Genomic DNA, 25,429 nt, shown 5'->3' with positions numbered 1-25,429 from the left:
CCGGATTAAATTTTTGAATTGGTTTTTTATACCAAATCTAATTGCCACCTTAACTGCAAAATCGCCGCCTTATCGGTGCGCTACCACACATAAGCACTGCGCTGAGCAGAAAAAAAGGCCGATCAGGCCATAGTCATAGCCAGATCATTCCGGTAGTTTCAGACCAAATATCATTGATATTTCGTTATGTACGATAGCGTACTGACTCTGGCAATGCTTGTTGTTAGAGTGCTGTCAAGGTTTTGATGCAAATTCATGACCCAATCAGCTTGATCAAGATTATTAATCACCGGAGATTTTTTATGAAACAGATATTTAGTGTATTTCCCGCCTTTGCTTTGGCTTTAGCCTTATTAACAGTAACAGCTTGTGCATCATCGCCAAAATCAGAAGGTAGCGGCGAATATGTGGATGACAGCGTCATCACCACCAAAGTTAAAGCCCAATTATTTGACGAACCCGACCTGAAATCCGGTCAAATCAACGTTGAAACTTTCAAAGGCGTCGTGCAATTAAGCGGTTTTGTCAGCACCAATGCCAATATCAGCAAAGCGGTGGAAATCGCCCGGCAAACCACTGGTGTTAAATCAGTGAAAAATGATATGCGCCTTAGATAACAACTGGAAAAATTATGGAAACCATCGATAAAGCTTCAAATTTTGCTCATGAAGCGGTAGATACCCTGGCAAAAGTCACCAGTCAGGCTGCAGATGCTCTGGATGATAAAACCACGCATCTTAAATACGCCGAACAACGACTGCTGAAAAACTGTCATGTTTACATTCGCGACAATCCGGCCACAGCGCTGGGTATCGCAGTAGCCACCGGTTTTTTGCTCAGCCGTATTTTATCCAGTCGTTAACCCATAATACCTGTGGATACAGCCCAGCCGCAGCCGGAAAAATTAGCAGAACCGCCTCAGGCGGCCAGCGAAACCGAGCTGTTGGCAAAAGCCTTAGCCTTATGGTTGGAGTTACGCGAACTCAGTCTGGATCATTTTCGGCTCGCCGCCCTGGAAACGCAGCGAGCCGGACTCAGTCTGATAACCATGCTAGTGGCCGGCATCATGCTGGCTATCATGCTCAATGGTATATGGTTTGGTTTGATGGCGGCACTGGTGGCCGGATTACTTGAAAATGGCCTTGCCTTAAGCAGCGCCATTTTACTCACAACAGGCCTGAGTCTGCTGGCGGCACTCATCCTGATCGTCATCATCCGACGCAAAAGTCATTATCTAAGCTATCCGGCACTTCGCCGCAGCCTTAAACCCCAATCCACACCACAGCGCAAAGCAAAAAAATCATAATGACATTTCCGACTCCGTACCGGAGTAAAACCCTATCATTAAACGCCAAAATTGCCCACGCCGAGCGCAGCCTGCTAAATCGAAAACAGCATTTGTCTATAGGGATTAATGGATGGCTGTTTAGTTGCAAGCAACACCTGATCACACCCATCAACTTGGGACTCACAGCCGGTTGTGGCTTTGTGCTGGGCGAACTCAGTCGCAGCTGTCCATTCAGCGCCAACCCGCATAGCGCAGCCAGCCCGGAAGCTAAAACCTCAGGCGGGCATAGCCTAATAAGCGCAGTGATATTCATCTATAGAATATATACCGCCCTGCCTTTAATTATACTGATAACCGACTATTTTAGCTCCCATCAACAAACTGAAAACCCAGAATAACAGCTTTATGTTTGGCAACGAACAGTGATGGCTTATTTAAACCTTTAGTATTTAACAGTGGGTTGTTAACAAACCCACAGGATAAATATTTTGTTAATTTACTTTGGAAATAAAATGTCACAACCACAATCGCTGAAAATCTTGGAAGCGGAACGTAAGTGGAGCGAAGATTTTTAGTCCCCGATAGGCGTAGCGCCGGGCGGGTTTTCGAAGCGAAGCGGAGAAAACCTGCAAGGCATCGCGAAACGCCGTCAAGTCACTTGGAGCCGAAGTTCCGATCCCCTTGTTGGGTCGGAACGAGGTGAGGAGGACGAATCGGGGCCGCCGGAGGCATTAGCGGTCGCGTAATTTTTGCCGCTTGTTGGGGCTGGGATGCCCCTAAACAAGCTTTCGCAAAAATAGCGACTCACTGATAAAAGAACAAGCCGGTAAAGTTCAACAACAGGAACATCATGAACAAGCTGCCGAACAGCATGTGCAAGCAGCCAAACATCACACCGAAGCAGCCAAACTGCATGCCAGTGATGACCATAAAGGTGCAGCACATCATGCCCATATTGCCCAGGGTCACTCTGTACAAGCTAATGAACATGAAGCTGAAACCTGTAAAGGTTATGCCAAAACGCATAATTGCCAAAAATAATCCGGCTGAAGAGTTTAGTTCAATAATTTAAACTATATATTATAAATTCTGCCGTGTTACCAGATGTACTGCATAGTCGAGCGTCTCTGTACACGACAAAACCTAAAAACCGGCTAAAGAAGATGATCTAAGCTTATGACTTGAAAGCCCATCGCAAATCTGTTTCACTCTCTAATGAGTAAAAAAGGGGGTGAACATGGACTTAAACGATGGGCTTAGAGCGATTTTAAAAGACCATGTGTCTTGGAGCAAGCGCCGTTTAGATTGTTTTATCGGTCTGTTACTGGCGTTAATCCAATCCAGGCACATGAATTTAACGCAATTAGCGGTGAATTTTGGTGGACAGGCGACCTTAAAGTCCCGGTACAGGCGGCTTCAGCGTTTTTTTCAAACCGTTGTTTTTGATTATGACGCCGTGGCGCATCTGATCATGCAGTTGTTTGATTTTAAGGGCCAGTCGTATTATTTGACTCTGGATCGCACTAACTGGAAATGGGGAAAGGCCAATCTGAATATCCTCACCCTGGCGATTGCTTATAAAGGCATGGCGGTGCCGGTGTACTGGTTGGTGTTGAATAAGCAGGGTAACTCCAATCAGCGTGAACGAATCGCCTTATTGCAACGCTTCATCCGGCAGTTTGGTCGGCATGGCATTCAAGGCGTATTGGCTGACCGGGAGTTTATTGGCGATCAGTGGTGGCAATGGTTAACAGACCATACCATTCCGTATTTGATTCGGATGAAAGACAATCAGTTACTGACCAATCGCCGCCACGCCGGAAAGCCCGTTCAAGCCCTATTCCGGGATTTAAAGGCGGGCGAGCAGCGCGTACTGAGGAAAAGACAGCGCATTGGCGATCAGTGGGTTTGGTTGAACGCCTTAAAATTAGAGACCAACGAGCTATTAGTGTTGGCCAGTAACCAGCGCTTGGCTCAGGCGATTCAAGTTTACGGCCAGCGCTGGCAAATTGAAAACCTGTTCCAATGCTTGAAAGGGCGCGGCTTCCATTTAGAAGAGACCCGGCTGACCCGGTATTATCGGATTAAGAAAGTCATGGCGCTCCAAGCCATTGCTTTTTGCTGGGCCCATAAAGTCGGGGAATGGAAACATCGAGCCGTTAAGCCGTTAACCATCAAACAACACGGTCGCCCGGAATGTAGCTTGTTTCGTTATGGGCTAGACGAGCTGAATAACTTTTTGTTGAAAACGGTTAAATCGGCTGATGAGATGCTTCGATTCTGGATTTTGTTTTTATGTCCGCCGACTATGATCGATTATGACCGAAGTCGGTCTGGGAAAATAACCCTCAGAATTTAAGTGGCGCGTTTTGTCGTGTACAGAGGTCGAGCGTTTTAAAAACAATAAACCTCTCGGTTAGTGTAAGCCTTTTCAAAAATAGGAAAGGCTTTTTTTTAGTTTTAAATAATCAAATGGAAAACTACTATGAAAACTGATTTAGAAATACAAAAAGATGTTATTGCCGAATTAAACTGGGAGCCATCCGTAAATCCAACTGATATCGGCGTCGAGGTTAAAGACGGAATTGTCACTTTAAGTGGATATGTGGGCAGTTATGCCGAAAAATGTAATGCAGAGCATGCCGCTCAGCGTGTCTATGGTGTCCAAGGCCTGGCCGTAGAAATTGCAGTAAAACTGTCTGGATTTAACAACCGCAGTGATGCCGATATTGCCCGGACAGTAGAAAACGTATTGCTGTGGACCACGGATTTACCCAAAACCACGCTTAAAGTCATGGTAGAGGACGGCTGGATTACCTTATCCGGTGAGGTGGATTGGGAATATCAAAAACGTGCCGCCGTCGACGCAGTGCGCTATCTGATGGGTGTCAAAGGCGTCAGTGATGATATCCACCTCAAACCCCGCATCTCGGTCACATTAATCAAAGCCGATATCGAAGATGCTTTAAAACGCCGGGCCAGAAACGACGCCCGCGATATCAAAGTAGACATATCCGGCTCGGAAGTCACCCTGGGCGGAGTTGTGCATAGTTCCTATGAGCGCGATTTGGCCAGCCATTCGGCCTGGTGCGCACCTGGCGTATTGCATGTAAAAAACAATATGACCATAGAATAAGCCATAAGGAAAATGCGCCATGCCATACAGATAATGGCGGCATGACAGTCCGCCTGGAAAAGCATCGGATCAACCGTACCGGCTGGCTGCGGGCCGCGGTATTAGGCGCTAACGACGGGTTGATCTCTACCGCCAGTCTGTTGATCGGAGTATCCAGCGCCGGTCAAGACCATATCATGCTGACCGGCATTGCCGGATTGGTGGCAGGATCCATGTCCATGGCCGCTGGTGAATATGTCTCGGTGCATTCCCAGGCCGATATAGAACAGGCCGATCTCAACCGCGAACGCACCGAACTGCAGCAGCATCCTGCCGCAGAACAGCGCGAACTGGCCGCCATCTATGTTCGACGTGGAATAAGCCCTAAACTGGCGGCACAAGTGGCCGGGCAGTTAATGCGCCATAACGCCCTGGCGGCTCATGCCAGAGACGAACTGGGTATCTCCACAGTGCTGCGCGCACGTCCGGTACAGGCCGCGCTGGCATCCGCCGCCAGCTTTGCCTTAGGGGCAGCCTTACCACTCACAGTAAGCGCAATAGCGCCACCAGTACACCTGATTCCCTGCTTAGCCGGGTCATCACTGCTGTTTTTAGGTTTATTGGGCTTACTGTCGGCCTATTTGGGTAAGGCCAATCAACTGCGTGGTGCCGGACGAGTCATGTTTTGGGGGATAATAGCGATGGCGGTAACCGCCGGCGTAGGGCGGTTGCTGACAAATTTCAGCTAAACCGCCACCTACAAAAAAATGGGGTCAGGTTAAATTATTTTAAAAACCAAACCCCGTAGTCTCGATGCAACCCAGTGAAATCGAGGATCATCGCAGCAGATGATCCCCCAAAACGCGATAAACGCATCGAAGCCATCTTGTCAAATCACACAACAGCCTTAAAAAAGCGCCGTCCAAAATTGAAGCAGAACAATCACAATTGCTTAATTAATATTATTGTTAATAGCTTGATCATCACTCAGCGTATACCAGCCGATAGCTATGCGGTAAATCAGCCAAACCACAGTAACCAGCAAAATATAAACACCAAATCCCAAGTCAAAAGAAAGCCCGGCTAAAGCAAATCCGGCCAGAGATACCCAGGCGGTTTTAATTTGCCAGTTAAAATGTGATTCCAGCCAAGTACCTTGTACATCATCACGATTGAAAAAATTAATAGCCACCCCAACAAATAATGGTAACCCTATCATCATTACAGCAAATACCTGACAAACGTAAACAGTCGTTGCCAGTTTTTTTAAGCCCTGCAGTTTTTCGGCTTCTGTATGCCCAGTTGCGCTTATGTTCATGATACACCTGCCTTTGTTTATTAATATGTTTGATACCATACAAGTATATTAGTTCAGCTGGGCAGGGTCTGTACGCTATATCACATATTGGCTGCAGCAATAATGTTGCCAAATTAAATGTAACTATTCACCCTATTGAAAAGCAGACCCCGTAGCCTCGATGAAACGCAGTGGAATCGAGGAACATCGAAGCAGAGTTACCTGAAAATGCGACAGGATGCTGCAAAGCCGTTTGCTAAATAACGCCTCAATTCCGCGATGCTCCATCGAGGCTACGCTGAATAGTTACAATTAAATAATGATGTGAGCTGCAGGTGCCGGTATTACCAAAGTCTCAAGTTCCGCAATAGGGGCCGGTCGGCAAAACAAAAAGCCCTGATAATGTCGGCAGCCGTGTTGCTCCAAAAAAAGCCGCTGAGCTTCAGTTTCCACCCCTTCGGCAAGCACCTCCATGCCCAGATTGTCAGCCATACCGATGATGGTTTGCACGATGATAGCATCACTGTGTTTTACCCCGATGTTATGCACAAAAGACTGGTCAATTTTTAATTGATCGACCGGTAATTGGGTCAAATAAGATAGCGATGAATAACCGGTACCAAAATCATCCAGGGAAAAACTGACACCATAGCGCCGCAGCGCGTGCATCTTGACGATAGTGCCATCAATATCGTCCATCACCACACTTTCGGTCAGTTCCAACTTAAGCTTGTGCGGATCGACAGCGGTATTACGCAGAATACAAATCACTTGTTCAACAAAATCAACCTGATAAAACTGCCTGGCACTAACATTTACCGCAATTTTTAAAGCACTGAAACGCGGATCGGCTTCCCAGGCTTTAAGTTGCATACAGGCCGATTCCAGCACCCAGTGGCCGATATCAATAATCACACCTTTTTCTTCCGTCAAAGGAATAAACAGCAATGGTGAAATCAAGCCGCGTTGCGGATGCTGCCAGCGCAGCAAAACCTCGGCCCCCAACACCTGCCGCTTATTGTCAACCTGCGCCTGATAATACAGGCTTAGTTGGTGGCCAGATATGGCGCTATGTAAATCACGCCCCAATTCGGTACGAATTTCCAATGCCGCCTGCAATGCCGGATTATAAAAATACTGATTATTACCGCCTACGCTTTTGGCCTGATACATAGCGGTATCTGTATGTTTGAGTAATTCGGTTTCAGACGTATTGCCACTGGTAAACAGACTAATGCCAATGCTGGTCGAGCCGTGATATTCATTGCCTTTCAGAGAATAAACCTGGCTGATCGCCGCTAAAATTTTATGGCCAATGGCAGCGGCCTGACTGGTTGCAGTGGCCAACTGAGTATCCAAATCTGATACCAGAACAATAAACTCGTCCCCGCCCAACCTAGCCACGGTAGCCGTGGCGCTGACACAGGCTTGCAAACGCTTGGCAACTTCTATTAATAACAAATCGCCGATATTATGGCCCAGGGAGTCATTCAGATTTTTAAAATTGTCCAGATCAATCATGAACATGGCGCTATGCTTGCCAGGCTCAAACTCAGTATTCAGCGTTTGCTGCAAACGGTTGTGCAGCAGTCGACGGTTAGGCAAGGCAGTGAGAGGGTCATAAAATGCCAATTGAGCAATATCCGCTTCCGCCTGTTTGCGCAACACTTCACGGGCTAAATTATCCAGCGCAAAACTAATATCCGTAGCCATTTCCACCAGCAGATCACAGGCAGCCGCATCGAATGAATTCTTGGCGCTGGAATACAATACAAAAGCCCCAATCACCTGCTGATTATGATACAGGGGCAAGCATGCCGAAGCCGCCCAGCCCGCCGTTTTGCCGCGCTCCAGCCAGGGGATGTTGAGCGGATCGTGGCCAAAATCCTGACACCAGAACGGTGTGCGGGTCCGGATGGCAATCCCGATCGGCCCCTGCCCAAACGGACTGTCCGGGCAGGCTGAAATTTCAATATCGCTAAGTTCCGCCGCGCTTTCGCCAAAACTGGCAGCGATGCGCAATATTTGAGTATCGGCATCAATCAAACCGATAAAAGCAGTTTTCATCCCGCCGTATTCAACGGCTGCCCGGCAAATCTGCAAAAATAATTGTTGCTGATCCACACAGTGGACTATCGCCTTATTACACTGGCTGAGCGCGGCATAGAGTTGAATGTGACGCAATATTTGGCTATCCAGCGCCTTGCGTTCGGTAATATCGCGAATATTGCACTGGATGACCTTAATACCCTCGCAGTCATAACTGTTGGATACAAACTCAACCTGGATGCGCAAGCCGGTCTTAGTTGTTAACGGTAAATTTTCATAACGCACATAACCGCTCAACTGCAAGGCGGCAAAAATTTCTTTGCTCTGGCTGATGTCGGCAAAAGAGCCGACTTCCCATAACTTCTTACCCAAAAACTCCAAATGGCTATAACCCAACATATGGATTAAATAAGGATTAACATCCTCAATCTGCGCAGTATCGGCATTCAGCAGCAAAATGCCGTCCTGAGCTGTTTCAAATAAGCGCCGGTAGCGGCTTTCCGAAATACGTAAACTTAGATTGGCTGGATTATTCAGCACATTGTCAGTACTAGCGGCTCTGCTTGCCGGATCAGGCGGCAGCTAACCGGTTCCGGCCATATCCTGCCCAGAACCGCCAGCAGTTCAGACGCTGTGGAACAGTACATCATAATGCTGTCTTACTTTGGTGGTAATCTGCGACTCAGTCATTTTGTCAGCCGTTTCAATACCGATAATACGTTTAGCCCCGCCCTTGCTGATCAAGCGTTGTTCCAATTCACGTTTGGCCTCTCCAGGCCCAAATACCAGCACAACAGAGGCATCCCCTAACAAAGCAATCACCTTGTCATAATAAGCATTCAGATGACTGGTATAGCGATGATCGCGCTGGTCGTCCGCCGCGCCGTCAATATCGGCAGTGTGGCTGGAAAAGCGCACATGTTTTTCTATATCCGACTCTATATTTTTAAGTGATTCACTGCCGGGGCCAATCAATACGATATATGCCTGCCTGTGGTCTATCCAAATACCTGCTTTTGTGTTCATGACGGTCTCCTGAAAAGCTAATGCCTAAGCAGAATTATTGGCTTAAAAGCATAGCAAGTCTGTTCGTCAACGAACATAATAATTCGCTGCCCGCTAATCGGCACGGATGATCTCCCCCACAGCAAATCCATAGCCTCATGCCCGCATTTATTCCTTGTCTATCACTTCAACATTCAGAGGACTACGTTTTATACAGTCGGCATATTCCAAATCCGCATGTTCAGCTTTCCGCGCAGCGCTAAGACAATCCTCTGAAACCTGGAAATACAGACGACTATCGCCCCGGTCAACCGGTCGCCCCGCGTACGTCATACAGCTCTGGAACTTATCTGCATCATAACCCATTGGAATATCAATAGATCCGGCCAGGGTAGGACTAGGTAACAAAATCGTCTCATGGCGCATAGCGGCTGCACTGCACTTAGTAGCATCGGCAAAATAGCCCAAATCTTGATCCTGGTTTGGGGTTTTTATGAGTGAATCATTACTGGCGCAAGCGCTAATTAACAGAAAATTTAACAACCCTATTGCACATTTTTTCATAGTACACCTCGTAGTGAAGCTAATCATAAGCTCAATGACTAATATTAGTCCTACTCGTTACAAAAACAATTAAATCCTAACAATATAACCTTACATGTTATGATGAAAATATGAGTCTTAAGTGTGCTGCCGCACAGAACAAGTGTCGGAAACTTGGCAAGATAAAGAAGCAGGCCTTTGACTCATTCCAGGCAGCAAAACTTAATGCCTAACCCGCTTAGGTCTTAGCCTGCCATTAAAAATAATCTGAGAGAATATAATGCAAAAAAACACATTTCTACATCTGGCCCTGATTGCAATACTGACCAGTGTTTCCGCGCCTGTATTGGCCGGAGCAGCTGCCGAGCAAAACTCAGCGTCCGAAGTAAAGCAAAGCCATGTGGAATACCGCCGTGACCTGGCCAAAAAAGAACGTTCACTGGCGGCCGCAGCGCAGGCCGTTGGCAAATCCCAATTAAAAAACAAACATTTAGCTCTGGCCGCGCATCATGACGCTGAGGCAGATGCCTATGAAAAATCAGTGGCCGGCAAATAAGCACTGAGTTATTCAGCGCTGAGCATGGCATATTAGTCTTGTTTTATCTGGGCAGCGCAGCCACTGCTGCTGTCCATGCCCTGCTCAGCAAAGCTGACCCGCGTAGCGCCATGAGCTGGATTGCCGTATGCTGGCTATTTCCGCTCGGTGGCCCCCTGCTCTACTGGCTGTTTGGCATAAACCGGGTCAAACCCCGGATTAATATTGCCCAGGATTTATCCCGACAGCCTTTACCGGTTGCGCCGGAAACGGATGTTGACATTTTTCCGGCCCAAGCGCTGATCGGCAATGCCTTAAGCCAGTGGCTGCCGGCTGGCGGCAATTGTGTGGAACCATTGTACAACGGCGAAATCGCCTTCCCCCGCATGCTGCAGGCTATCGCAGAAGCCCGGCATTCAATTTGGCTGTCCACCTATATTTTTCAGACCGACCAGGTCGGCATGGGTTTTGTTCATGCCTTGGCTGAGGCGGTTGGCCGTGGTGTCAGTGTCAAAGTATTGGTAGATGGTATCGGCGAATGGTATGACTGGCCGCATGTCACCACCGTGCTTAACCGGCTCGGGGTTACCGCCGCTCAATTTCTGCCGCCACGGCTGTTCCCGCCCAATGTTTCCTTAAACTGCCGCAACCATCGCAAAATGTTGCTGATCGATGCCAAGCAGGCTTATGTCGGCGGCATGAATCTGGGTGGCAGAGAAGTAGCCGGTAGTCAGGGCCGCCGCTTAACCGATATTCACTTCTGTATATTAGGCCCGGTCATAGCCCAATTGACCGAGATCTTCACCACCGACTGGCAATTAGTCACCACCGAAACCCTAAAACAACCCAGCCCAGTCCCCATGCCTGCCCACGGCAGCGTCATCTGCCGGGTCATAACCGGTGGTCCGGATGAGGATGCCGACAAGCTGTTATTAATGATATTGGGCGCCATTAGTCTGGCTCAACGTCAGGTACTGATTATGACACCCTATTTCATCCCCCCGCCGGAACTGGTGGCAGCCTTGCAGGCCGCTGCCTTGCGCGGTGTTGACGTAGCCTTGGTACTGCCCTTGCGCAGTAATTTGCCCTTCGTGGATTGGGCCACCCTGCATTGGCTGCCGGCCTTACTCAGCCGTGGGGTAAAAATTGCCTTGCAACAGCCACCCTTTTCACACGCCAAACTATTCGTGGTCGACCAGCAGTATGCGCAAATCGGCTCAGCCAATTTTGATACCCGCAGTCTTAGACTTAATTTTGAAATTGTGGTGGAAGTATTTGATACCAATTTATGTACCGAACTGGCGGCCTATATCGGTCAGGCCCGCAGTCAATCTGCGCAACTGAGTCTGGCCGGTTTGTATCACGGCAATCCCCTGGTGCGGCTGCGCAACAGCTTATGCTGGCTGATATCACCCTATTTATGACCCTGCAGGCACTGTCGGTATTAAGCTATAACATGCATAAAGGCTTTAGTGTCGGCAATCGGAGTTTTGTGCTGCCCGAAATTCGACTAGCCTTGCATAAAGTCAATGCCGACCTGGTGTTTTTACAGGAAATTCAAGGCCAGCACCTGCAAAATGCCCGGCAAATAGCCGGCTGGCCCGAGCTTTCTCAAATAGAATATCTGGCCAAAGACCTATGGCCATATCACGCTTACGCCAAAAATGCCGTTTACGAACATGGACATCACGGCAATGCAATTCTGAGTAAATATCCATTTGTGAGCTGGGAAAACCTCAACGTCTCACCATTCAGCTGGGCCAGCCGCAGTGTATTGCATGCCAGCATCCAGCTGCCGGGACTAAGCAACCCCGTCCATATCATCTGTATACATTTTGGTTTGCTGGCCAGAGAGCGCCGCCGGCAAATGGCCATGCTCTGCCGGCGTATTAACAGCCATGTGCCGCGTGATGCGGTATTAATAATTGCCGGTGATTTTAATGACTGGTCAGAACAGGCAAATCGGCAGTTCCATCACAGCCTGGGCTTGCGCGAAGTGTTTCAGGTCATGCAGGGCAGCCATGTGCAAAGCTTTCCGGTCTGGCTACCCATTTTCAGGATGGATCGCATCTATTACCGCGGACTTAAACCCATAGACTGTGCCGGTCTCACCGCATCACCCTGGCGCTTGTTATCAGACCACGCCGCATTGACCGCAAACTTTAGCCTCACCTCAAACTAAATCAAACCCTTTAGCATTACCGGGAAAATATTTTCATTCTTTGGGTATTTGCATTGAAACTTACTCAAATGCTTCCGGTCAACCCCTTTAAGAATCGCCTTGAAGCTGCAATATAAAATCAAGGTTGTCGGTTAGCAATTCCTCGATTACACTGTGATACGAGATTACCCTATATTTAAAGATTCGAATATTTAGCCTTATGCAAAACTTAAATTATTTTGTATCCAGACTGGAAACAGATACTCAGCACCACCATTTTAATTGTGACCCAGCGTACTGACAGACGCTGATTTTAAGGTAATACTATAGACCGGCAACTGAATTAATCAGTCTTTGATGTGCCGTAAACCAGGATGGGAAACAAGTATGAATACGCAAAACACACAGTCTTTAACCACAAACCCAAATAACAGCGTTTGTCGGCACCCGACTTTAATCACCGAATACGCCTACGGCGGTCCAACCGGAAATTTCATTTGTCTGCAATGCAAATGCCTGGTTCCCGCCAATCAGCATCGAGCCCAACCGCAAAGCAGCTACTGGCAAAACAGCAAAGACGCCTTAGTGGTGTGATACAGCCTCGCCCCGCCCGACAACACCGGGCGGGGCTGGCTAGCGTATCCGCAACATCCCGGCGCGACTTCATTATTTGTAATTGGAGCAAAAAGGGGACAGACCACGTTTTCTTCTGGCTGTTAGCGCCGTAGGCTGGGTAGAGCAACGCGAAACCCAGCGGATGCTTTGAAAAAGCCAAGTTTCTTTGCATCCAAAATGGTTTTGAAATTCAAAACTTTTCGGCTTCAAAGCTGGGTTTCATTATCATTCAACCGAACCGACTTCCGCAAATCCAACGTCAGCTTATTAAAAAAGGGGACATTAAAAAGGGGACAGACCCCTTAAAAAGGGGACAGACCCCGTTTTCTTCTGGCTGTTAGCGCCGTAGGCTGGGTAGAGCAACGCGAAACCCAGCGAATGCCTTGAAAAAGCCAAGTTTCTTTACATCCAAAATGATTTTGAATTTCAAAACTTTTCAGCTGCAAAGCTGGGTTTCATTATCATTCAACCCAGCCTGATTCCGCCAATCCAACGTCAACTTATTATCAATTTTCTGGCATTGGCAAAACTGGAGCGATTGCCGGATTTGTGTCGAAATTCGCCGATCATTGTCTGATTAGCTTGAAACTGATTTTTAATGCGCCAAAAGTTATCGACAACCCTAAAGCTTTATTTCGCAGCAGGCGTAATCTTGGTTTTCAGCTCAGCCAGCGCCAGCTTGATTTTTGCCCAGGTAGCCGCCGATTTTTCAGTATTAATACTGTCTTTAATATTATCAATCACCTGATAAAACGGTTGATAATCGGCTTTGCTGCCATAACCCAACAGCTCGGCAATTTTCAGTTTTTCTTTAGCTGTAGCCGTTAATTTAAGCACCGCATCCCGATTTTCAGCTTTAGTTAAATCGGTTTTTTGTTCCAGGGTTGCGGCTTCCAGCAATAAGGTTTCAGCGCGTAACAAGGGCAGCGGAATGATTTCGGTTTGTTGAACCAAGCTGTTGAGTGCGTTTTCCAGCAGTTGAGCCGCTTCCTTAACTTTACCGGCATTAATCTGCACCACCGCATCTTTGATGATCGCCGGATAAGTGGTCAACGGAATACTCGCAGTAGTAATATCCATTTCACTGGCCAATTCATCCGCAACCATACGACCGGCCTGCAATTTACCGTGATTAAGCAAATTTGCCGCCTGCTTAACCTTGGCCGCTATGGCTGCGGCATTGCCGTCAAAATCAATCACATCCACTTCAATGTCAGCGGCTACCAACACCAGAGCGGGATTGGCAACTAAAATAGTGTCCAGTTGTTTGGTCACTTCCTGCAAAATAATCAGCGCAGCGGGCGCATCATTTTTCTCCAAATCCAGCAAGGCCTGTTGGGTACCCAATACCGCTTGCTTGGCTTCGTCTATGATCTGCTGATTGTGTTCGGCAATCAGTTTTTGTTTTTTCAGTTCAGCGCCTTGCTGGGCCGCTATGCTTAACGGCGCTGCAGGTTTAGTTTTATCCGCGGCCTGCACGGTTAGGCAAATTGGTAAGCTGGCCAGTAGCAGCACAACAGGTTTAACGGCGAATTTATAACTAGGCTTGATCATGATGTGCTCTTGGTAAAAAAAATTGATGGTGGCGGCGGGTTTTTCCCAGCGTCATAATGTGTGCGTCTCTAACAGCTGTTGACTGCGCCGGTACAAACTGATTAGATTATTAGTGGAGCTGTCCAGTTGCAATGAACTGCGTTGGGTATTTTCCAGTTCCGGCGCAATTTGACCGGCCAAAACTTTACCCAATTCCACACCCCATTGATCAAAAGAATCAATATCCCAGATCACCCCCTGAGTAAACACACTGTGTTCATAAAGCGCTACCAGTTTGCCCAGTGCCTCAGGGCTTAAGCGCTCCAGCAACAAAGTGCTGGAAGGTTGATTGCCTGGGCAGGTCTGATGGGGTGCCAGCCAGTCCGGCGTGCCGCCCTGCACTGCTTCGGCGTGGGTTTTGCCAAAAGCCAGCGCTTCCGACTGAGCAAACATATTAGCCAGCAGCAGCTCATGCTGCTTACCCAGCGGGTTAAGCGCTTCAACAAAGCCGATAAAGTCGCAGGGAATTAACTGCGTACCCTGATGCAAAAGCTGATAAAACGAGTGCTGGCCATTGGTGCCGACTTCTCCCCAATAAATAGGGCTGGTCTGATAGTCCAGTTTCTCGCCGGCATTATTCACGCTTTTGCCGTTGCTTTCCATAAACAGTTGTTGCAGATAGGCCGGAAACCCCTGTAAATACTGCTCATAGGGTAAAACCGCCACGGTCTGGGCCGCACCGAAATTATGATTCCATATCCCCAGCAAACCCATCAATACCGGCAGATTGCAGTCAAAAGGCGCACTGCGAAAATGTTCATCCATTTGCTGAAAACCGGCCAGCATGGCACGGAAATTAGTCGGGCCGATGGCTATCATAACCGCCAGCCCCACAGCCGAACACAAAGAATAACGGCCACCTACCCAATCCCAAATCTCAAAACTATAAGCCGGAGCAATGCCGAACGCAGCCACATTACCGGCATGAGCGGATACACCAACCAAATGACAGGCCAGGGCCTGCGGATTTTTTAAACCTGCCAGCAGCCAGGCTTTGGCGGCCTGGGCATTCAACATGGTTTCCTGAGTGGTAAAGGTTTTGGAGACAATAATAAACAAAGTCTCTTCCGGATTCAGATCGGCAGTGGTTTCTAAAAACTGAGTGGCATCTACATTGGCAATAAACTGAATGTTCAGATCGCGCTTGCTGTAATGGCGCAAAGCCTGACAGGCCATCGCCGGTCCCAGATGCGAACCGCCGATACCGATGTTGATAATATTGCGAATGGGTTTGCCAGTATAGCCGCAGATAAGGTCATTCCTCAGGCCAACCGCAAAATCCGTCATTTTATCCAGCACCTTATGTACCTGATTGACGACATCAACACCATCCACCATAATCACCGCACTGGCTGGCGCACGTAAAGCAATATGCAGTGCCGGCCGCTGTTCAGACACATTGATATTTTCGCCCGCAAACATGGCGTTGATACGATGACGCAAACCGGATTCATGAGCCAATTCCATCAGCAGCAATACGGTTTCAGCAGTGAGGCGTTGCTTGGAAAAATCAAAATAAATCCCAGTCGCTTCCAGCAGCATGCGTTCCCCGCGTTGCGGATCATCGCTAAACAGGGTGCGCAAATCAGTATCCTTGATTCTGGCATGATGGCTTTCAAGCGCCAGCCAGGTTTTACGTCGAGTCAGTGGGGCCGGTACCTGATCACTGATATGGGTTTCAAAACCGGTTAATTGTCTTTGTAAACTCTGATTCATGACGATACTCACAAACGTTAAATTGGATAGACTAGCCGCTAAGGCCTCAGTCTTGATTTAGCCATCCGCACCAGTTATGTAACTGGCGTAACACCACGCTGGCCCAGCTAAGGCAGAGCAGCGTTCCAGGCCGCAATTATCGGTATTTGCAAATGATGCGGATGAAAACTCAACACACTCAGCGAAGCAGTATTCAAAGGAAAATGTTGCGCGTGAATCAATTCCAGATCCAGCCAGCGCACACCCAAGGCGGCACCGAACTGACCATGAGAAAATAACGCAACATTGCCGTGCATACTACGCAAGCGCCGTATCAACCGATCAGCTCGCTCCAGAATATTCTCCGAGGTTTCCCCGTTCGGACAACCATCCCGAAACAGACTCCAGTCCGGTCGGGCTTTGCTGACTTCGCTGGAGCGGCGGCCTTCGTAGTCGCCGTAATCACATTCGCTTAAATCCTCATCCACCTTCGGCGTGTTAGGTAAATCAACCAAAGAACAGGTTTGCCTGGCCCGTTTCAGAGGACTGGTCAGTACCTGATTAAACTTGATACCTAGCAGATGGCTACCCAATTCCCTGGCCTGATTTTCCCCATTTTGGGTCAAGGCAATATCGGTCTGGCCAGTGTGGCGGCCCGATACACTCCACTCAGTTTCACCGTGGCGAATCAAAAACAAGCGTAAAGGCAGCGCACTGGTCATGTGGTCGCTCCCGATACCGCTTGAGTCCATACCCAGTTACGAATTTCCGGCATGTCTGTGCCGTGTTTATCAATATACTGCTTATGTTCCACCAGTTTATTCTGTAACTGCTGTTTCAGCGTCACACCTTTGCCGCCGGTCTGCGGCAAACGGTCTATGGCATCTATGGCCAGATGAAAGCGGTCCAAATCGTTCAGCACCGTCATATCAAACGGCGTGGTAATAGTGCCCTCCTCCTTATAACCACGGACATGGATATTGGCGTGATTAGTGCGCCGGTAAGTCAGACGGTGGATCAGCCAGGGGTAGGCGTGGAAGGCAAAAATGACCGGTTTGTCCTTGCTGAACAAATCATCAAAATCCTGATCAGGCAAACCATGCGGATGTTCGCGCGGCGGTTGCAGCTTCATCAGATCAACCACATTAACCACGCGGATTTTTATCTCCGGCAAATGTTCACGCAAAATCGCTACCGCCGCCAGAGTCTCCAGGGTCGGCACATCACCGCAGCAGGCCATGATCAGATCAGCCTCCAGGTTTTCGGCATTGCCGGCCCATTCCCAAATACCGATGCCCTGAGTGCAATGCAGCACTGCCGCTTCCATACTCAGCCATTGCGGTGCCGGGTGTTTACCGGCAATGACCAGATTGACGTAATGGCGGCTGCGCAAACAGTGATCCATCACCGACAACAGGCAATTGGCATCCGGCGGCAGATAGACCCGGACAATTTCGGCTTTTTTATTCACCACATGGTCAATAAAACCGGGGTCCTGATGGGTAAAACCATTATGATCCTGACGCCAGACATGCGAGGCCAACAGATAATTCAAGGAAGCGATTTTACGCCGCCAAGGTAACTCAGCCGTCACCTTCAGCCATTTGGCATGCTGATTGAACATGGAATCAATGATGTGAATAAACGCTTCATAACAATTAAAAATGCCGTGCCGACCAGTCAGCAAATAACCTTCCAGCCAGCCTTCACATTGATGTTCACTGAGCATGGAATCCACCACCCGCCCAGCCGGCGCCAGAAATTCATCATTTTCCTGCAGCGCCGCATCCCATTGGCGGTTGCTGACCTGAAACAGGGCTTCCAAACCATTGGATAAGGTTTCGTCCGGGCCGAATACCCGGAAATTGCGCTGTTCCAGATTAAACTTGGCCACATCCCGCAGGAACGGCCCCAATACATGCACATCGCCGACGCCGGGGCTGCCGGGCTGCGGCACCTGTTCGGCATAATCGCGAAAATCCGGCATGATCAGATCGCGCAGCAAAATGCCGCCATTGGCATGAGGATTGGCGCCCATGCGCCGATTGCCTTTTGGCGCCAAGGCAGCCAATTCCGGTTTCAAACGGCCTTGGGCATCGAACAATTGTTCGGGCCGGTAGCTGCGCAACCAGTCCTCCAGTAATTTTAAGTGACCAGGATGCTTGGCCGGATCGGACAGCGGCACCTGATGAGCGCGAAAAGTGCCTTCTATTTGCAGACCATCCACAACTTTAGGGCCAGTCCAACCCTTGGGGGAAGCCAGCACTATCATCGGCCAGCGCGGCCGGCTTACTTCATGCTGTTGGCGGGCCTGCAACTGGATATGTTTAATCTGCTCAATAACCTGATCCAGAGTGGCGGCCATTGCCTCATGCATCAGCACCGGATCATCGCCCTCCACAAAATAAGGCGTCCAGCCGTAGCCGCGTAATAATTGCTCCAATTCCACCCGGCTGATCCTTGCCAGCAGCGTGGGATTGGAAATTTTATAACCGTTCAAATGCAAAATCGGCAGTACCGCGCCATCATTGACCGGATTGACAAACTTATTACCATGCCAGGCCGTAGCCAATGGTCCGGTCTCCGCTTCGCCATCGCCAACCACACAGGCCACGATCAACTCCGGATTATCAAACACCGCACCGAAGGCGTGGCTCAGCGAATACCCCAGTTCCCCGCCCTCATGGATCGAACCCGGACATTCCGGCGAAGCATGACTGGGAATACCGCCGGGAAACGAAAACTGTAAAAACAGTTTTTGCAGTCCGGCAGTGTTCTGACTGATATTAGGATAAATTTCGCTGTAACTGCCTTCCAGATAAGTGTTGGCAACCACCGCCGGGCCACCGTGGCCAGGGCCGGACACATAAATCATGTCCAGATCGTATTTATTGATCACCCGGTTCAGATGCGCATAAATAAAATTCTGACCAGGCGTCGTTCCCCAATGACCCAGCAGCATATGTTTGACATCACTAAGCTGTAAAGGCCGGCTCAGCAAGGGATTATCAAACAAATAAATCTGCCCTACCGATAGATAATTGGCTGCACGCCAATATGCATCGATATTATCCAGTTCCTGCGGACTCAGCGTTGTGGCAGACCCGCCCAGCTCTGCTATAGGGTGCTGAGCGGCCCCGTTTTGCTTAAACATGTTGCTGTCCTATCCGTAATATACGGAATTTACATGACGTGGTGAGCAGTAGCATATTCATGAACATCAGCTGCTTCGGCTTTGTTAGACAACAAAATACTTTTGGCTTTTTCAACTTCCATCAGTGTACCGTGCACAATCAGCACAAATTTATCGGCTTTCAGCGCAGTTTCGTAGCGAATCACGCTATCTTTAGGAATACCAATACTGGCCAGCGCCCCACCAAAAGCAGTCAGGCCACCGGTAATCACCGATAATTCCAGCGCACCCAGAATCCAGCTCACCAAAGGACCACCCACCATCACCGGGCCGATGCCCGGAATCAGAAAAAATGCCGAACCAAACAACAAGCCCCACAACCAGCCCCAGAACAAACCAAACTTGCCCCAGGTCGCCATGCGGTCACCGGTGTTGTAATAACCGACCACATTTTCTTCACTATGGTAATCCTTACCCACCACGGAAAGCTTCTTCATATCGTAACCGGATTTTTGCAATTCCTTGACCGCGCTTTCTGCATCAAGATGCGTATTAAACACGCCAACAGCTGAACTTTCTTTCACAGACATTTTTACATACTCCACTAATAAATAATCACCGAGCCGGCACGACTAAGCCGTGCCGTTACACCGGGTTTGATAAAGACGTATGAGCATAACAAGACTTACACTCAACATCAGCGGCAAAACAACCATCCAGCCGTTTCATCTAGAGCGGATTATTCAACTTATCAGTAAATCAGTCTGTTTGTTAGCGCACAAAGCGAAAAAATGGGGTCAGCCCCGTAGAGGAATTCACCGCACAGCCTCAATCAAACCAGAGCCAGCGCAATTCAACAACATCCTCCACCGCCTGAACCAAAATCAACCATTAACGCAAACATGGCCTTAATCAAAGCGACCACCATGTAGGGTGGCTTCGCCGCCAGGCAAGCCACCAAAACTTCGCGGGTGTTTGGTGTTTAGCTATCGCAAAACACCCGCAAACACAGCCTACATCATCGCCACCCGTAGCCTCGATCCAACGCAGTGGAATCGAGGAATTCACCGCACAACCTCAATCAAACCAGCATCAGCACAATTCAACCACGCCACGCAATGGTCTACCATAACCAATATCACCGCCATCCGTAGCCTCGATGCAACGCAGTGGAATCGAGGAATTCACCGCACAGCCCCAATCAAACCAAGGCCAGCCCAATTCAACCCTGCCCACCGTATAACCATAACCTACATCATCGCCACCCGTAGCCTCGATGCAACGCAGTGGAATCGAGGAATTCACCGCGCAGCCTCAATCAAACCAAAGCCAGCCCAATTCAACAATACCCTCAACCGTATAACCATAGCCAGCCTCATCGCGACCCGCTTGCAAGAACGATTAGCCTGATTTTACATTTTCAGGATTTAGGCAATAATAGCCGAGAGAGGTTTTCTGAATTGAATGCGTTTATGCAGTGGCTGCAATAGTTGTTCCAGCATTGCCATTCATCCTTGACCATAAATTCCAGAGAACATGGTAATGCAACTAATTAAAATTTTTATATCATCACCCAGTGATGTAAGGCCGGAACGCCAGATTGCGGCCCGTGTGATAGAGCAACTGGGTCGTGAATTAGCGAATTATTGTAAGATAGAACCAGTGCTTTGGGAGAGACAACCCTTAAAAGCCAATCATCATTTCCAAAATCCCGTCAATATTCCTGCACCACACACCACTGATATTGCAATTGTTATTCTGTGGTTGCGACTTGGGGTTTTCTTGCCGGCGCCAACTTTTTTGGGCGCCAAAACCGGACGTGTTGTTACCGGCACTGAGTGGGAGTTTGAGGATGCTTTCAATGCGAATCAGGAACAAGGTGCGCCGGAACTCCTGGTGTATCGTAAAACCGCTGCTAGTCTGGTAATTGTTGGAGATGAATCCGAACAAAGAAATATCCAAAAAAAATTAGTCGATGATTTTATCGCCCGCTGGTTTGTAAATAAAGATGACGGCAACTTTCGCGCCGCAAGTCACTGCTTTAGTGGTCCAACGGAATTTGAAGAAATGCTCTATACCCATTTACGGGCGCTGCTTTTGCAGCGGATAGGCAATCCAGCGGATTTGAATTCCGTGCATTGGCATAAAGGGTCGCCCTTTCGTGGCCTGGAATCCTTTGATACAGAGCATGCGCAAATATTCTTCGGTCGGCGGCGGATTCGGAACGATATTCGCGATGCAATTTATCAGCAGATCAAATTAGGACGCTCGATTCTGATGGTGATGGGGGCGTCCGGTTCGGGTAAGTCATCGTTAGTAAAAGCCGGCCTTATTCCTGACTTGATGTTGCCGGGCATGTTACCAAATGTAGGATTGGTACGTTGGGTGGTCATGCGTCCAAAAGGTGAGCCAATGACCGCGCTGCATAATGCCTTGCTGGCCTCCACCGCGCTACCGGAACTGGCGCAGTCACTAAGTCAGTTAATCAACGCAGCGCCACCACAATTGGCCGTAATAGTTTCTGATGGATTAGCAGCTGTTTCAAGGGCTGCGCAACTGGCTGAGCCTTGGGTGTCGCGACTAATATTAGTGGTAGATCAATTTGAGGAAATATTCGACACCACCATTAATTCCGAGGTTCGTGACGCTTTTATCGCTAGCTTGGCAGCATTGGCCTTAAAGGGCGATGTACTAATTATTGCGACTATGCGTAGCGATTTCTATCCCTTATTGGAACAAATGCCCGCTCTTGTTAGTATAACCGCCGGGCCGGGGCGTTTTCTATTACTACCGCCGGATGATGCCGAAATTGGTGAAATCATATTAGGTCCAGCCCAAGAAGCCGGTTTAGTTTTTGAAACTCAACCCGAAACACAGGGCGCGCTTAACGAAAAATTGCGTCAGGATGCAGCCGCCGAACCGGGCATACTCCCGTTATTGGAGTTTACTTTATATAAGGCAGTATTCAGTCCTGATGGGAGTAAGCTGGCTATCGTTGACTTTAATTATACTGTGCACCTGCTAAATGCTAAAACCATGGCTGAGTTGCTGGTGATGAAAGGTAGTCATGCCGGTTATATCAGATCGATAGCATTTAGCGGCGCTGGCCACCGTTTGATAACAGCCTCAGAGGATTAAACTGCCCGGATTTGGGATACTGATAATGGTGCCGAATTGCAGGTATTGAACGGACATTTTGGTGTCCTGGTGTCGGCAAAATTAAACTCGGACGGCCATGTTGCCGCTACAAGCTCTGAGGATGGCACAGCCAGATTATGGAATGCCGATAGTGGCGAGCAACTGCATATTCTGAATGGTCGTGACGAGATAGACATGCTGGCACAAATAAAACCTGACGACATGCAACGCATTACTAAATTTGTGTATTCCGTCAAATTTAATCAGGACGGCTCGCGTGTGCTTACTATAGCGGCCGATGGCATAGCCCGTTTATGGAACGTCGCAAGCGGATTAAAGCTGTTTGAGTTAGAGGGAGTTGGTTATGATGAAAACGCTGCCCAATTCACTGCAGATGGTAAACGTATATTCACAACTTTAATAAATGAAGTAAAGATTTGGAATGCTGAAAATGGTGCAGAACTTCAAGTACTAAAAGGGCGTGAATATAATTTCAATCTGGCGCGGTTTAGTGGGGACGGACAGCGGATAGTGACAGCCTCGGATGACAATACAGTCCGCCTCTGGGATGCCGATACCGGTAAAGTGCTTTTAGAATTGACTGGGCATACAGCTGAGGTTAACGCCGCAGAATTCACTCAAAACGCCCAGAAGCTGGTGACGGCGTCAAGAGATGGTACTATCCGACTCTGGGATCTGGCAAACTTTCAGGCTAAGGTGCAAATCGACTATGCGCGCGCCGCAGAGTTGGAAGTCTTAAGTCCGGAACAGCGTGACAAGTTGTTTCTGAGTCAGCAGGATACCGCTGAAATGGCGGGGCAGAATGCCTGCGATGCATTAGCTGCAGAACCATTCGATACCGATAATCCAAATTTCCGCAAAATCAAATATCAAGAAATTGAGGCGAAACAGGCGATACCTGCTTGCCGTCAGGCTGTTGCTGAAGATAGCCACACCATCCGCTATCAATTTCAGTTGGCATTAGCCCTTAAGCAAGACAATCAGTATGACGAGGCTTTGCAACTGGCCGATCAAGCCTGTGAAAAATCGTATGCGGCTGCTTGTAGGCTTGCTGCGCAACTAGTCGGCGCTGCCCAGGGAACTCCGGCTAACCCAAGCCGAGCGCTGGAATTGTTCAAGCGTGCCGCTACCCTCGGCAATCTGGCTGCGGCCAACGAATTGGCTCAGCTTTTCTGGGATGGGCTTAATCTCCCCGACGACCATCTTACTATTCCAGTTGATCGTCCGGCTGCCCTGCAGCTTTGGGACAATGCGGCTAATAAGGGCATTCCTCAAGCACTTGCAGCGCTTGCCCAGCGGTATGAATTGGGTGAAGAATTGCCGAAAGACTTAGAAAAAGCACTTTATTACCACGCGCTCTCCGCCAAACAATTTGAGTTTTACGGCTTAAATGACCTTGCAAAGTTTGAGGCGTCTCGCCGCGGCTCCCTTGCTCGCAGAATGAACCCCGAGTTGGTAGCCGGTATTTGGCATAAGCAGGTGATTCCCTGGCAGCCAACTCAATAATGATATAAGCCATAACCATTCCAAGGCCCGTTCCCCCAAGGTTGTCCCCATCGGCTACCATCCATTTCCCACTCCTGATTCATCTCGGCGTTTATGCGTTGTTGGTTGGCAATATCCTCTTCTACCTCTAAATTATTAAACTGCTGATAAGCGGTATCATCACCAACATACATGCATTCACAGCCTGAGCTATCCGCATACACAAAATAGTTTTTTCCTGCTTTGATATAAGGAACAATTTTATGCTGTTCCTGTAATTTTAGATGATCAAGTTTCTCCGGCGTATCTGCGTATTTAATGCTGAAACCTGCCGCCGACAACAGCTGTTCTTTTTTTTCAATCTCGGCGCAAGCGAATAAAAATCCTATTGCTGCAAACAGGCTAATGATATTTAAAGCTCGGTAGATCCTTAGTTTGTAAGCGCTTGGCATGATAATAAATTCCGGTTGAGCTGATTGAATCAGGGTATAAGTGATTGTAACGACTCAGCGTCCAAATATACCGATTAAAAACAGATATTTGTAGGATTTTCTGAGCGCAGTGCAGCGCATCATTCGCAGCCAAATACTTATCGAGAAAAGGATCAATAATGTTACGCTGAGTAATTACAAGTGATTTTCGGTACTTTTGAGTACAGTATTAACTACTTTCCTTAAACTCATCGCTAAGATAAGCCAGGTTTTCTCGAATTTTATCACCACTTCTATACACATTTCCGGCTATATCAACCTCCCAGTCGGTCAATATATCTCCGCTGATTTCCTCCGATTCATCTGAGGATACTTCATTAACGCCCTTAATTTGATCTATAACCATAGCGGATTCCCGAATAAATGATTTGGAAAATGAGCTGAATTTACAGCGACGAACCACTATTTACCATGGATAGGACGCAAATTCAGTACGTTAGCGTACATTAAGACCATACCCGTAAAAATGAGGTCAGAAATACCCCGTAGCCTCGATGCAGCAACGCGGAATCGAGGATGTAGGCTAACAAGCCCGCATTAACTTCATTTAATCAAGATTACGCTGGTAACCATCCACCATCCGGGCATTTCAACTTTTCCCACACCATTAGTCATTATGAAGTTGGTGGCCCTCAATAAGGAGCAGTGTTCTATTGTGCTTAACATCCCCGCAATCCAACTTAAACGGTAACTATTCAGCCTCCAAGCATTCCCATAAAAAACAGTTAATTGTAGGATGTGCTAAACGCAGTGCAGCGCATCACTCGAAGCTGACCACTTATTTAAAAAATTACGCAAAATTTACACTAATTAATTACCTGATATGTTAAAAAAATCTATATATTTTAACAGTTTATACCAGTTTTATAATAACTCGCCATTCAAATTTTTCTATAAAAAAACAGGTGTTTGTAGGATGTGCTAAACGCAGTGCAGCGCATCACTCGAAGCTGACTACTTATTTAAAAAATTACACAAAATTTACACTAATTAATTACCTGATATGTTTAAAAAATCTATATATTTTAACAGTTTATGCCGGTTTTATAATAACTCGCCATTCAAATTTTTCTATAAAAAAAACAGGTGTTTTGTAGGATGTGCTAAACGCAGTGCAGCGCATCACTCGAAGTTGACCACTTATTTAAAAAATTACGCAAAATTCACGCCGACTAATTACCTGGTATATTAAAAAAATACCCTCAGCTTAAGTCAACCAACCTGCTCCCACCTTTTGAAAAAGAGAGTTAGGCGGCACCAAGGCC

25 protein-coding genes are annotated in these 25,429 nt (G+C 48.1%); 12 read left to right on the top strand and 13 right to left on the bottom strand.

All coding sequences use genetic code 11. The annotated features are described in order from the left end of the window. The first annotated feature begins 302 nt into the window (after positions 1–302). The 3 genes from KEF85_RS08325 to KEF85_RS08315 are packed head-to-tail and all read left to right on the top strand — an operon-like array spanning position 303 to position 1,306. On the top strand, positions 303–617 hold the full coding sequence (locus KEF85_RS08325) for a BON domain-containing protein (protein WP_215579218.1): 315 nt from the start codon (positions 303–305) through the stop codon (positions 615–617). A 14-nt stretch (positions 618–631) separates the two neighbouring features. Then, positions 632–862: a DUF883 domain-containing protein gene (locus KEF85_RS08320; RefSeq protein WP_215579217.1), complete on the top strand. Its 231-nt coding sequence runs from the start codon at positions 632–634 to the stop codon at positions 860–862. 12 nt (positions 863–874) lie between these two features. Continuing rightward, positions 875–1,306, top strand: coding sequence for a phage holin family protein (locus tag KEF85_RS08315; protein ID WP_215579215.1), 432 nt, complete (start codon positions 875–877; stop codon positions 1,304–1,306). 786 nt (positions 1,307–2,092) lie between these two features. On the opposite strand, the gene KEF85_RS08310 is transcribed toward KEF85_RS08315, so the two are convergent. Next, on the bottom strand, positions 2,093–2,278 hold the full coding sequence (locus tag KEF85_RS08310; RefSeq protein ID WP_215584902.1) for a hypothetical protein: 186 nt from the start codon (positions 2,276–2,278) through the stop codon (positions 2,093–2,095). 247 nt (positions 2,279–2,525) lie between these two features. Between KEF85_RS08310 and KEF85_RS08305 the strand changes: the two genes are divergently transcribed. The 3 genes from KEF85_RS08305 (at position 2,526) to KEF85_RS08295 (ending at position 5,152) form a co-directional block, all read left to right on the top strand. Further along, positions 2,526–3,647: an IS4 family transposase gene (locus tag KEF85_RS08305; RefSeq protein WP_215579912.1), complete on the top strand. Its 1,122-nt coding sequence runs from the start codon at positions 2,526–2,528 to the stop codon at positions 3,645–3,647. A gap of 126 nt (positions 3,648–3,773) precedes the next feature. Beyond that, complete coding sequence (locus KEF85_RS08300) at positions 3,774–4,424, top strand: BON domain-containing protein (protein ID WP_215584900.1); 651 nt, start codon at positions 3,774–3,776, stop codon at positions 4,422–4,424. A 41-nt stretch (positions 4,425–4,465) separates the two neighbouring features. Beyond that, positions 4,466–5,152 carry a VIT1/CCC1 transporter family protein gene (locus KEF85_RS08295; RefSeq protein ID WP_215584898.1) on the top strand — a complete coding sequence of 229 codons (687 nt, stop codon included), beginning with the start codon at positions 4,466–4,468 and terminating at the stop codon, positions 5,150–5,152. A 203-nt stretch (positions 5,153–5,355) separates the two neighbouring features. Here KEF85_RS08295 and KEF85_RS08290 read toward each other — a convergent pair whose 3' ends face one another. The 4 genes from KEF85_RS08290 to KEF85_RS08275 all read right to left on the bottom strand — a co-directional run bounded on the left by KEF85_RS08290 (position 5,356) and on the right by KEF85_RS08275 (position 9,318). Then, the gene (locus tag KEF85_RS08290; RefSeq protein ID WP_215584896.1) at positions 5,356–5,721 is read right to left on the bottom strand and encodes a DUF4870 family protein; all 366 of its coding nucleotides are present in this window, start codon (positions 5,719–5,721) and stop codon (positions 5,356–5,358) included. Positions 5,722–6,012: 291 nt separating this feature from the next. Continuing rightward, a complete protein-coding gene (locus KEF85_RS08285) occupies positions 6,013–8,289 on the bottom strand; it encodes a sensor domain-containing protein (RefSeq protein WP_246535084.1) in 2,277 nt (758 codons plus the stop codon). Between the two features lie 84 nt (positions 8,290–8,373). After that, the gene (locus KEF85_RS08280) at positions 8,374–8,775 is read right to left on the bottom strand and encodes a hypothetical protein (RefSeq protein ID WP_215584894.1); all 402 of its coding nucleotides are present in this window, start codon (positions 8,773–8,775) and stop codon (positions 8,374–8,376) included. Between the two features lie 147 nt (positions 8,776–8,922). Continuing rightward, entirely contained in the window at positions 8,923–9,318 is a 396-nt protein-coding gene (locus KEF85_RS08275) for a hypothetical protein (RefSeq protein ID WP_215584892.1), read from the bottom strand. Between the two features lie 259 nt (positions 9,319–9,577). Between KEF85_RS08275 and KEF85_RS08270 the strand changes: the two genes are divergently transcribed. From KEF85_RS08270 to KEF85_RS08255, 4 genes are all read left to right on the top strand, one after another. Then, positions 9,578–9,853, top strand: a complete 276-nt coding sequence (locus KEF85_RS08270) for a hypothetical protein (protein WP_215584890.1) — start codon at positions 9,578–9,580, stop codon at positions 9,851–9,853. Between the two features lie 38 nt (positions 9,854–9,891). Beyond that, entirely contained in the window at positions 9,892–11,256 is a 1,365-nt protein-coding gene (locus tag KEF85_RS08265; RefSeq protein ID WP_215584888.1) for a phospholipase D-like domain-containing protein, read from the top strand. Then, positions 11,229–12,014, top strand: a complete 786-nt coding sequence (locus KEF85_RS08260; protein WP_246535083.1) for an endonuclease/exonuclease/phosphatase family protein — start codon at positions 11,229–11,231, stop codon at positions 12,012–12,014. The genes KEF85_RS08265 and KEF85_RS08260 overlap by 28 nt, the downstream gene beginning before the upstream one ends. A 366-nt stretch (positions 12,015–12,380) precedes the next feature. Continuing rightward, entirely contained in the window at positions 12,381–12,587 is a 207-nt protein-coding gene (locus KEF85_RS08255; protein ID WP_215584886.1) for a hypothetical protein, read from the top strand. Positions 12,588–13,238: 651 nt separating this feature from the next. On the opposite strand, the gene KEF85_RS08250 is transcribed toward KEF85_RS08255, so the two are convergent. The 6 genes from KEF85_RS08250 to KEF85_RS08225 form a co-directional block, all read right to left on the bottom strand. Further along, positions 13,239–14,162 carry a YfdX family protein gene (locus tag KEF85_RS08250; protein WP_215584884.1) on the bottom strand — a complete coding sequence of 308 codons (924 nt, stop codon included), beginning with the start codon at positions 14,160–14,162 and terminating at the stop codon, positions 13,239–13,241. 51 nt (positions 14,163–14,213) lie between these two features. Continuing rightward, entirely contained in the window at positions 14,214–15,917 is a 1,704-nt protein-coding gene (gene pgi / locus KEF85_RS08245) for a glucose-6-phosphate isomerase (protein ID WP_215584882.1), read from the bottom strand. Positions 15,918–16,024: 107 nt separating this feature from the next. Next, entirely contained in the window at positions 16,025–16,618 is a 594-nt protein-coding gene (locus KEF85_RS08240; RefSeq protein ID WP_215584880.1) for a histidine phosphatase family protein, read from the bottom strand. Continuing rightward, a complete protein-coding gene (locus KEF85_RS08235; RefSeq protein WP_215584878.1) occupies positions 16,615–19,050 on the bottom strand; it encodes a phosphoketolase family protein in 2,436 nt (811 codons plus the stop codon). The genes KEF85_RS08240 and KEF85_RS08235 overlap by 4 nt, the downstream gene beginning before the upstream one ends. Before the next feature lie 29 nt (positions 19,051–19,079). Continuing rightward, positions 19,080–19,619, bottom strand: a complete 540-nt coding sequence (locus KEF85_RS08230; protein WP_215584876.1) for a general stress protein — start codon at positions 19,617–19,619, stop codon at positions 19,080–19,082. Positions 19,620–20,121: 502 nt separating this feature from the next. Then, positions 20,122–20,334 (bottom strand): hypothetical protein, encoded by a 213-nt coding sequence (locus tag KEF85_RS08225; protein ID WP_215584874.1) that lies wholly within the window; start codon positions 20,332–20,334, stop codon positions 20,122–20,124. Positions 20,335–20,640: 306 nt separating this feature from the next. Here KEF85_RS08225 and KEF85_RS08220 point away from each other — a divergent pair, with 306 nt between their 5' ends. Further along, entirely contained in the window at positions 20,641–22,167 is a 1,527-nt protein-coding gene (locus tag KEF85_RS08220; RefSeq protein ID WP_215584872.1) for an NACHT and WD repeat domain-containing protein, read from the top strand. 36 nt (positions 22,168–22,203) lie between these two features. Further along, entirely contained in the window at positions 22,204–23,694 is a 1,491-nt protein-coding gene (locus KEF85_RS08215) for an SEL1-like repeat protein (protein WP_215584870.1), read from the top strand. Here the strand turns inward: KEF85_RS08215 and KEF85_RS08210 are convergent. Then, positions 23,688–24,125, bottom strand: coding sequence for a hypothetical protein (locus tag KEF85_RS08210; RefSeq protein ID WP_215584868.1), 438 nt, complete (start codon positions 24,123–24,125; stop codon positions 23,688–23,690). The two genes, KEF85_RS08215 and KEF85_RS08210, sit on opposite strands and share 7 nt — an antisense overlap. Before the next feature lie 208 nt (positions 24,126–24,333). Further along, a complete protein-coding gene (locus KEF85_RS08205; protein ID WP_215584866.1) occupies positions 24,334–24,510 on the bottom strand; it encodes a hypothetical protein in 177 nt (58 codons plus the stop codon). Positions 24,511–25,429: the final 919 nt, after the last annotated feature.

The sequence above is a fragment of the Methylomonas paludis genome (genome assembly GCF_018734325.1).
Taxonomy (GTDB): domain Bacteria; phylum Pseudomonadota; class Gammaproteobacteria; order Methylococcales; family Methylomonadaceae; genus Methylomonas; species Methylomonas paludis.
The sequence above is the reverse complement of the archived record's forward strand: the minus strand, read 5'-3'. Positions and strand labels throughout refer to the sequence as shown.

Bases quoted from the DNA above. Each gene is read 5' to 3' on its own strand.
- KEF85_RS08290 (WP_215584896.1), bottom strand. From the start codon at position 5,721: ATGAACATAAGCGCAACTGGGCATACAGAAGCCGAAAAACTGCAGGGC.
- KEF85_RS08325 (WP_215579218.1), top strand. From the start codon at position 303: ATGAAACAGATATTTAGTGTATTTCCCGCCTTTGCTTTGGCTTTAGCC.
- KEF85_RS08280 (WP_215584894.1), bottom strand. From the start codon at position 8,775: ATGAACACAAAAGCAGGTATTTGGATAGACCACAGGCAGGCATATATC.
- KEF85_RS08275 (WP_215584892.1), bottom strand. From the start codon at position 9,318: ATGAAAAAATGTGCAATAGGGTTGTTAAATTTTCTGTTAATTAGCGCT.
- KEF85_RS08300 (WP_215584900.1), top strand. From the start codon at position 3,774: ATGAAAACTGATTTAGAAATACAAAAAGATGTTATTGCCGAATTAAAC.
- KEF85_RS08205 (WP_215584866.1), bottom strand. From the start codon at position 24,510: ATGGTTATAGATCAAATTAAGGGCGTTAATGAAGTATCCTCAGATGAA.
- KEF85_RS08250 (WP_215584884.1), bottom strand. From the start codon at position 14,162: ATGATCAAGCCTAGTTATAAATTCGCCGTTAAACCTGTTGTGCTGCTA.
- KEF85_RS08270 (WP_215584890.1), top strand. From the start codon at position 9,578: ATGCAAAAAAACACATTTCTACATCTGGCCCTGATTGCAATACTGACC.
- KEF85_RS08235 (WP_215584878.1), bottom strand. From the start codon at position 19,050: ATGTTTAAGCAAAACGGGGCCGCTCAGCACCCTATAGCAGAGCTGGGC.
- KEF85_RS08260 (WP_246535083.1), top strand. From the start codon at position 11,229: ATGCTGGCTGATATCACCCTATTTATGACCCTGCAGGCACTGTCGGTA.
- KEF85_RS08310 (WP_215584902.1), bottom strand. From the start codon at position 2,278: ATGTTCATTAGCTTGTACAGAGTGACCCTGGGCAATATGGGCATGATG.
- KEF85_RS08305 (WP_215579912.1), top strand. From the start codon at position 2,526: ATGGACTTAAACGATGGGCTTAGAGCGATTTTAAAAGACCATGTGTCT.
- KEF85_RS08240 (WP_215584880.1), bottom strand. From the start codon at position 16,618: ATGACCAGTGCGCTGCCTTTACGCTTGTTTTTGATTCGCCACGGTGAA.
- KEF85_RS08320 (WP_215579217.1), top strand. From the start codon at position 632: ATGGAAACCATCGATAAAGCTTCAAATTTTGCTCATGAAGCGGTAGAT.
- KEF85_RS08295 (WP_215584898.1), top strand. From the start codon at position 4,466: ATGACAGTCCGCCTGGAAAAGCATCGGATCAACCGTACCGGCTGGCTG.
- KEF85_RS08230 (WP_215584876.1), bottom strand. From the start codon at position 19,619: ATGTCTGTGAAAGAAAGTTCAGCTGTTGGCGTGTTTAATACGCATCTT.
- KEF85_RS08255 (WP_215584886.1), top strand. From the start codon at position 12,381: ATGAATACGCAAAACACACAGTCTTTAACCACAAACCCAAATAACAGC.
- pgi (WP_215584882.1), bottom strand. From the start codon at position 15,917: ATGAATCAGAGTTTACAAAGACAATTAACCGGTTTTGAAACCCATATC.
- KEF85_RS08210 (WP_215584868.1), bottom strand. From the start codon at position 24,125: ATGCCAAGCGCTTACAAACTAAGGATCTACCGAGCTTTAAATATCATT.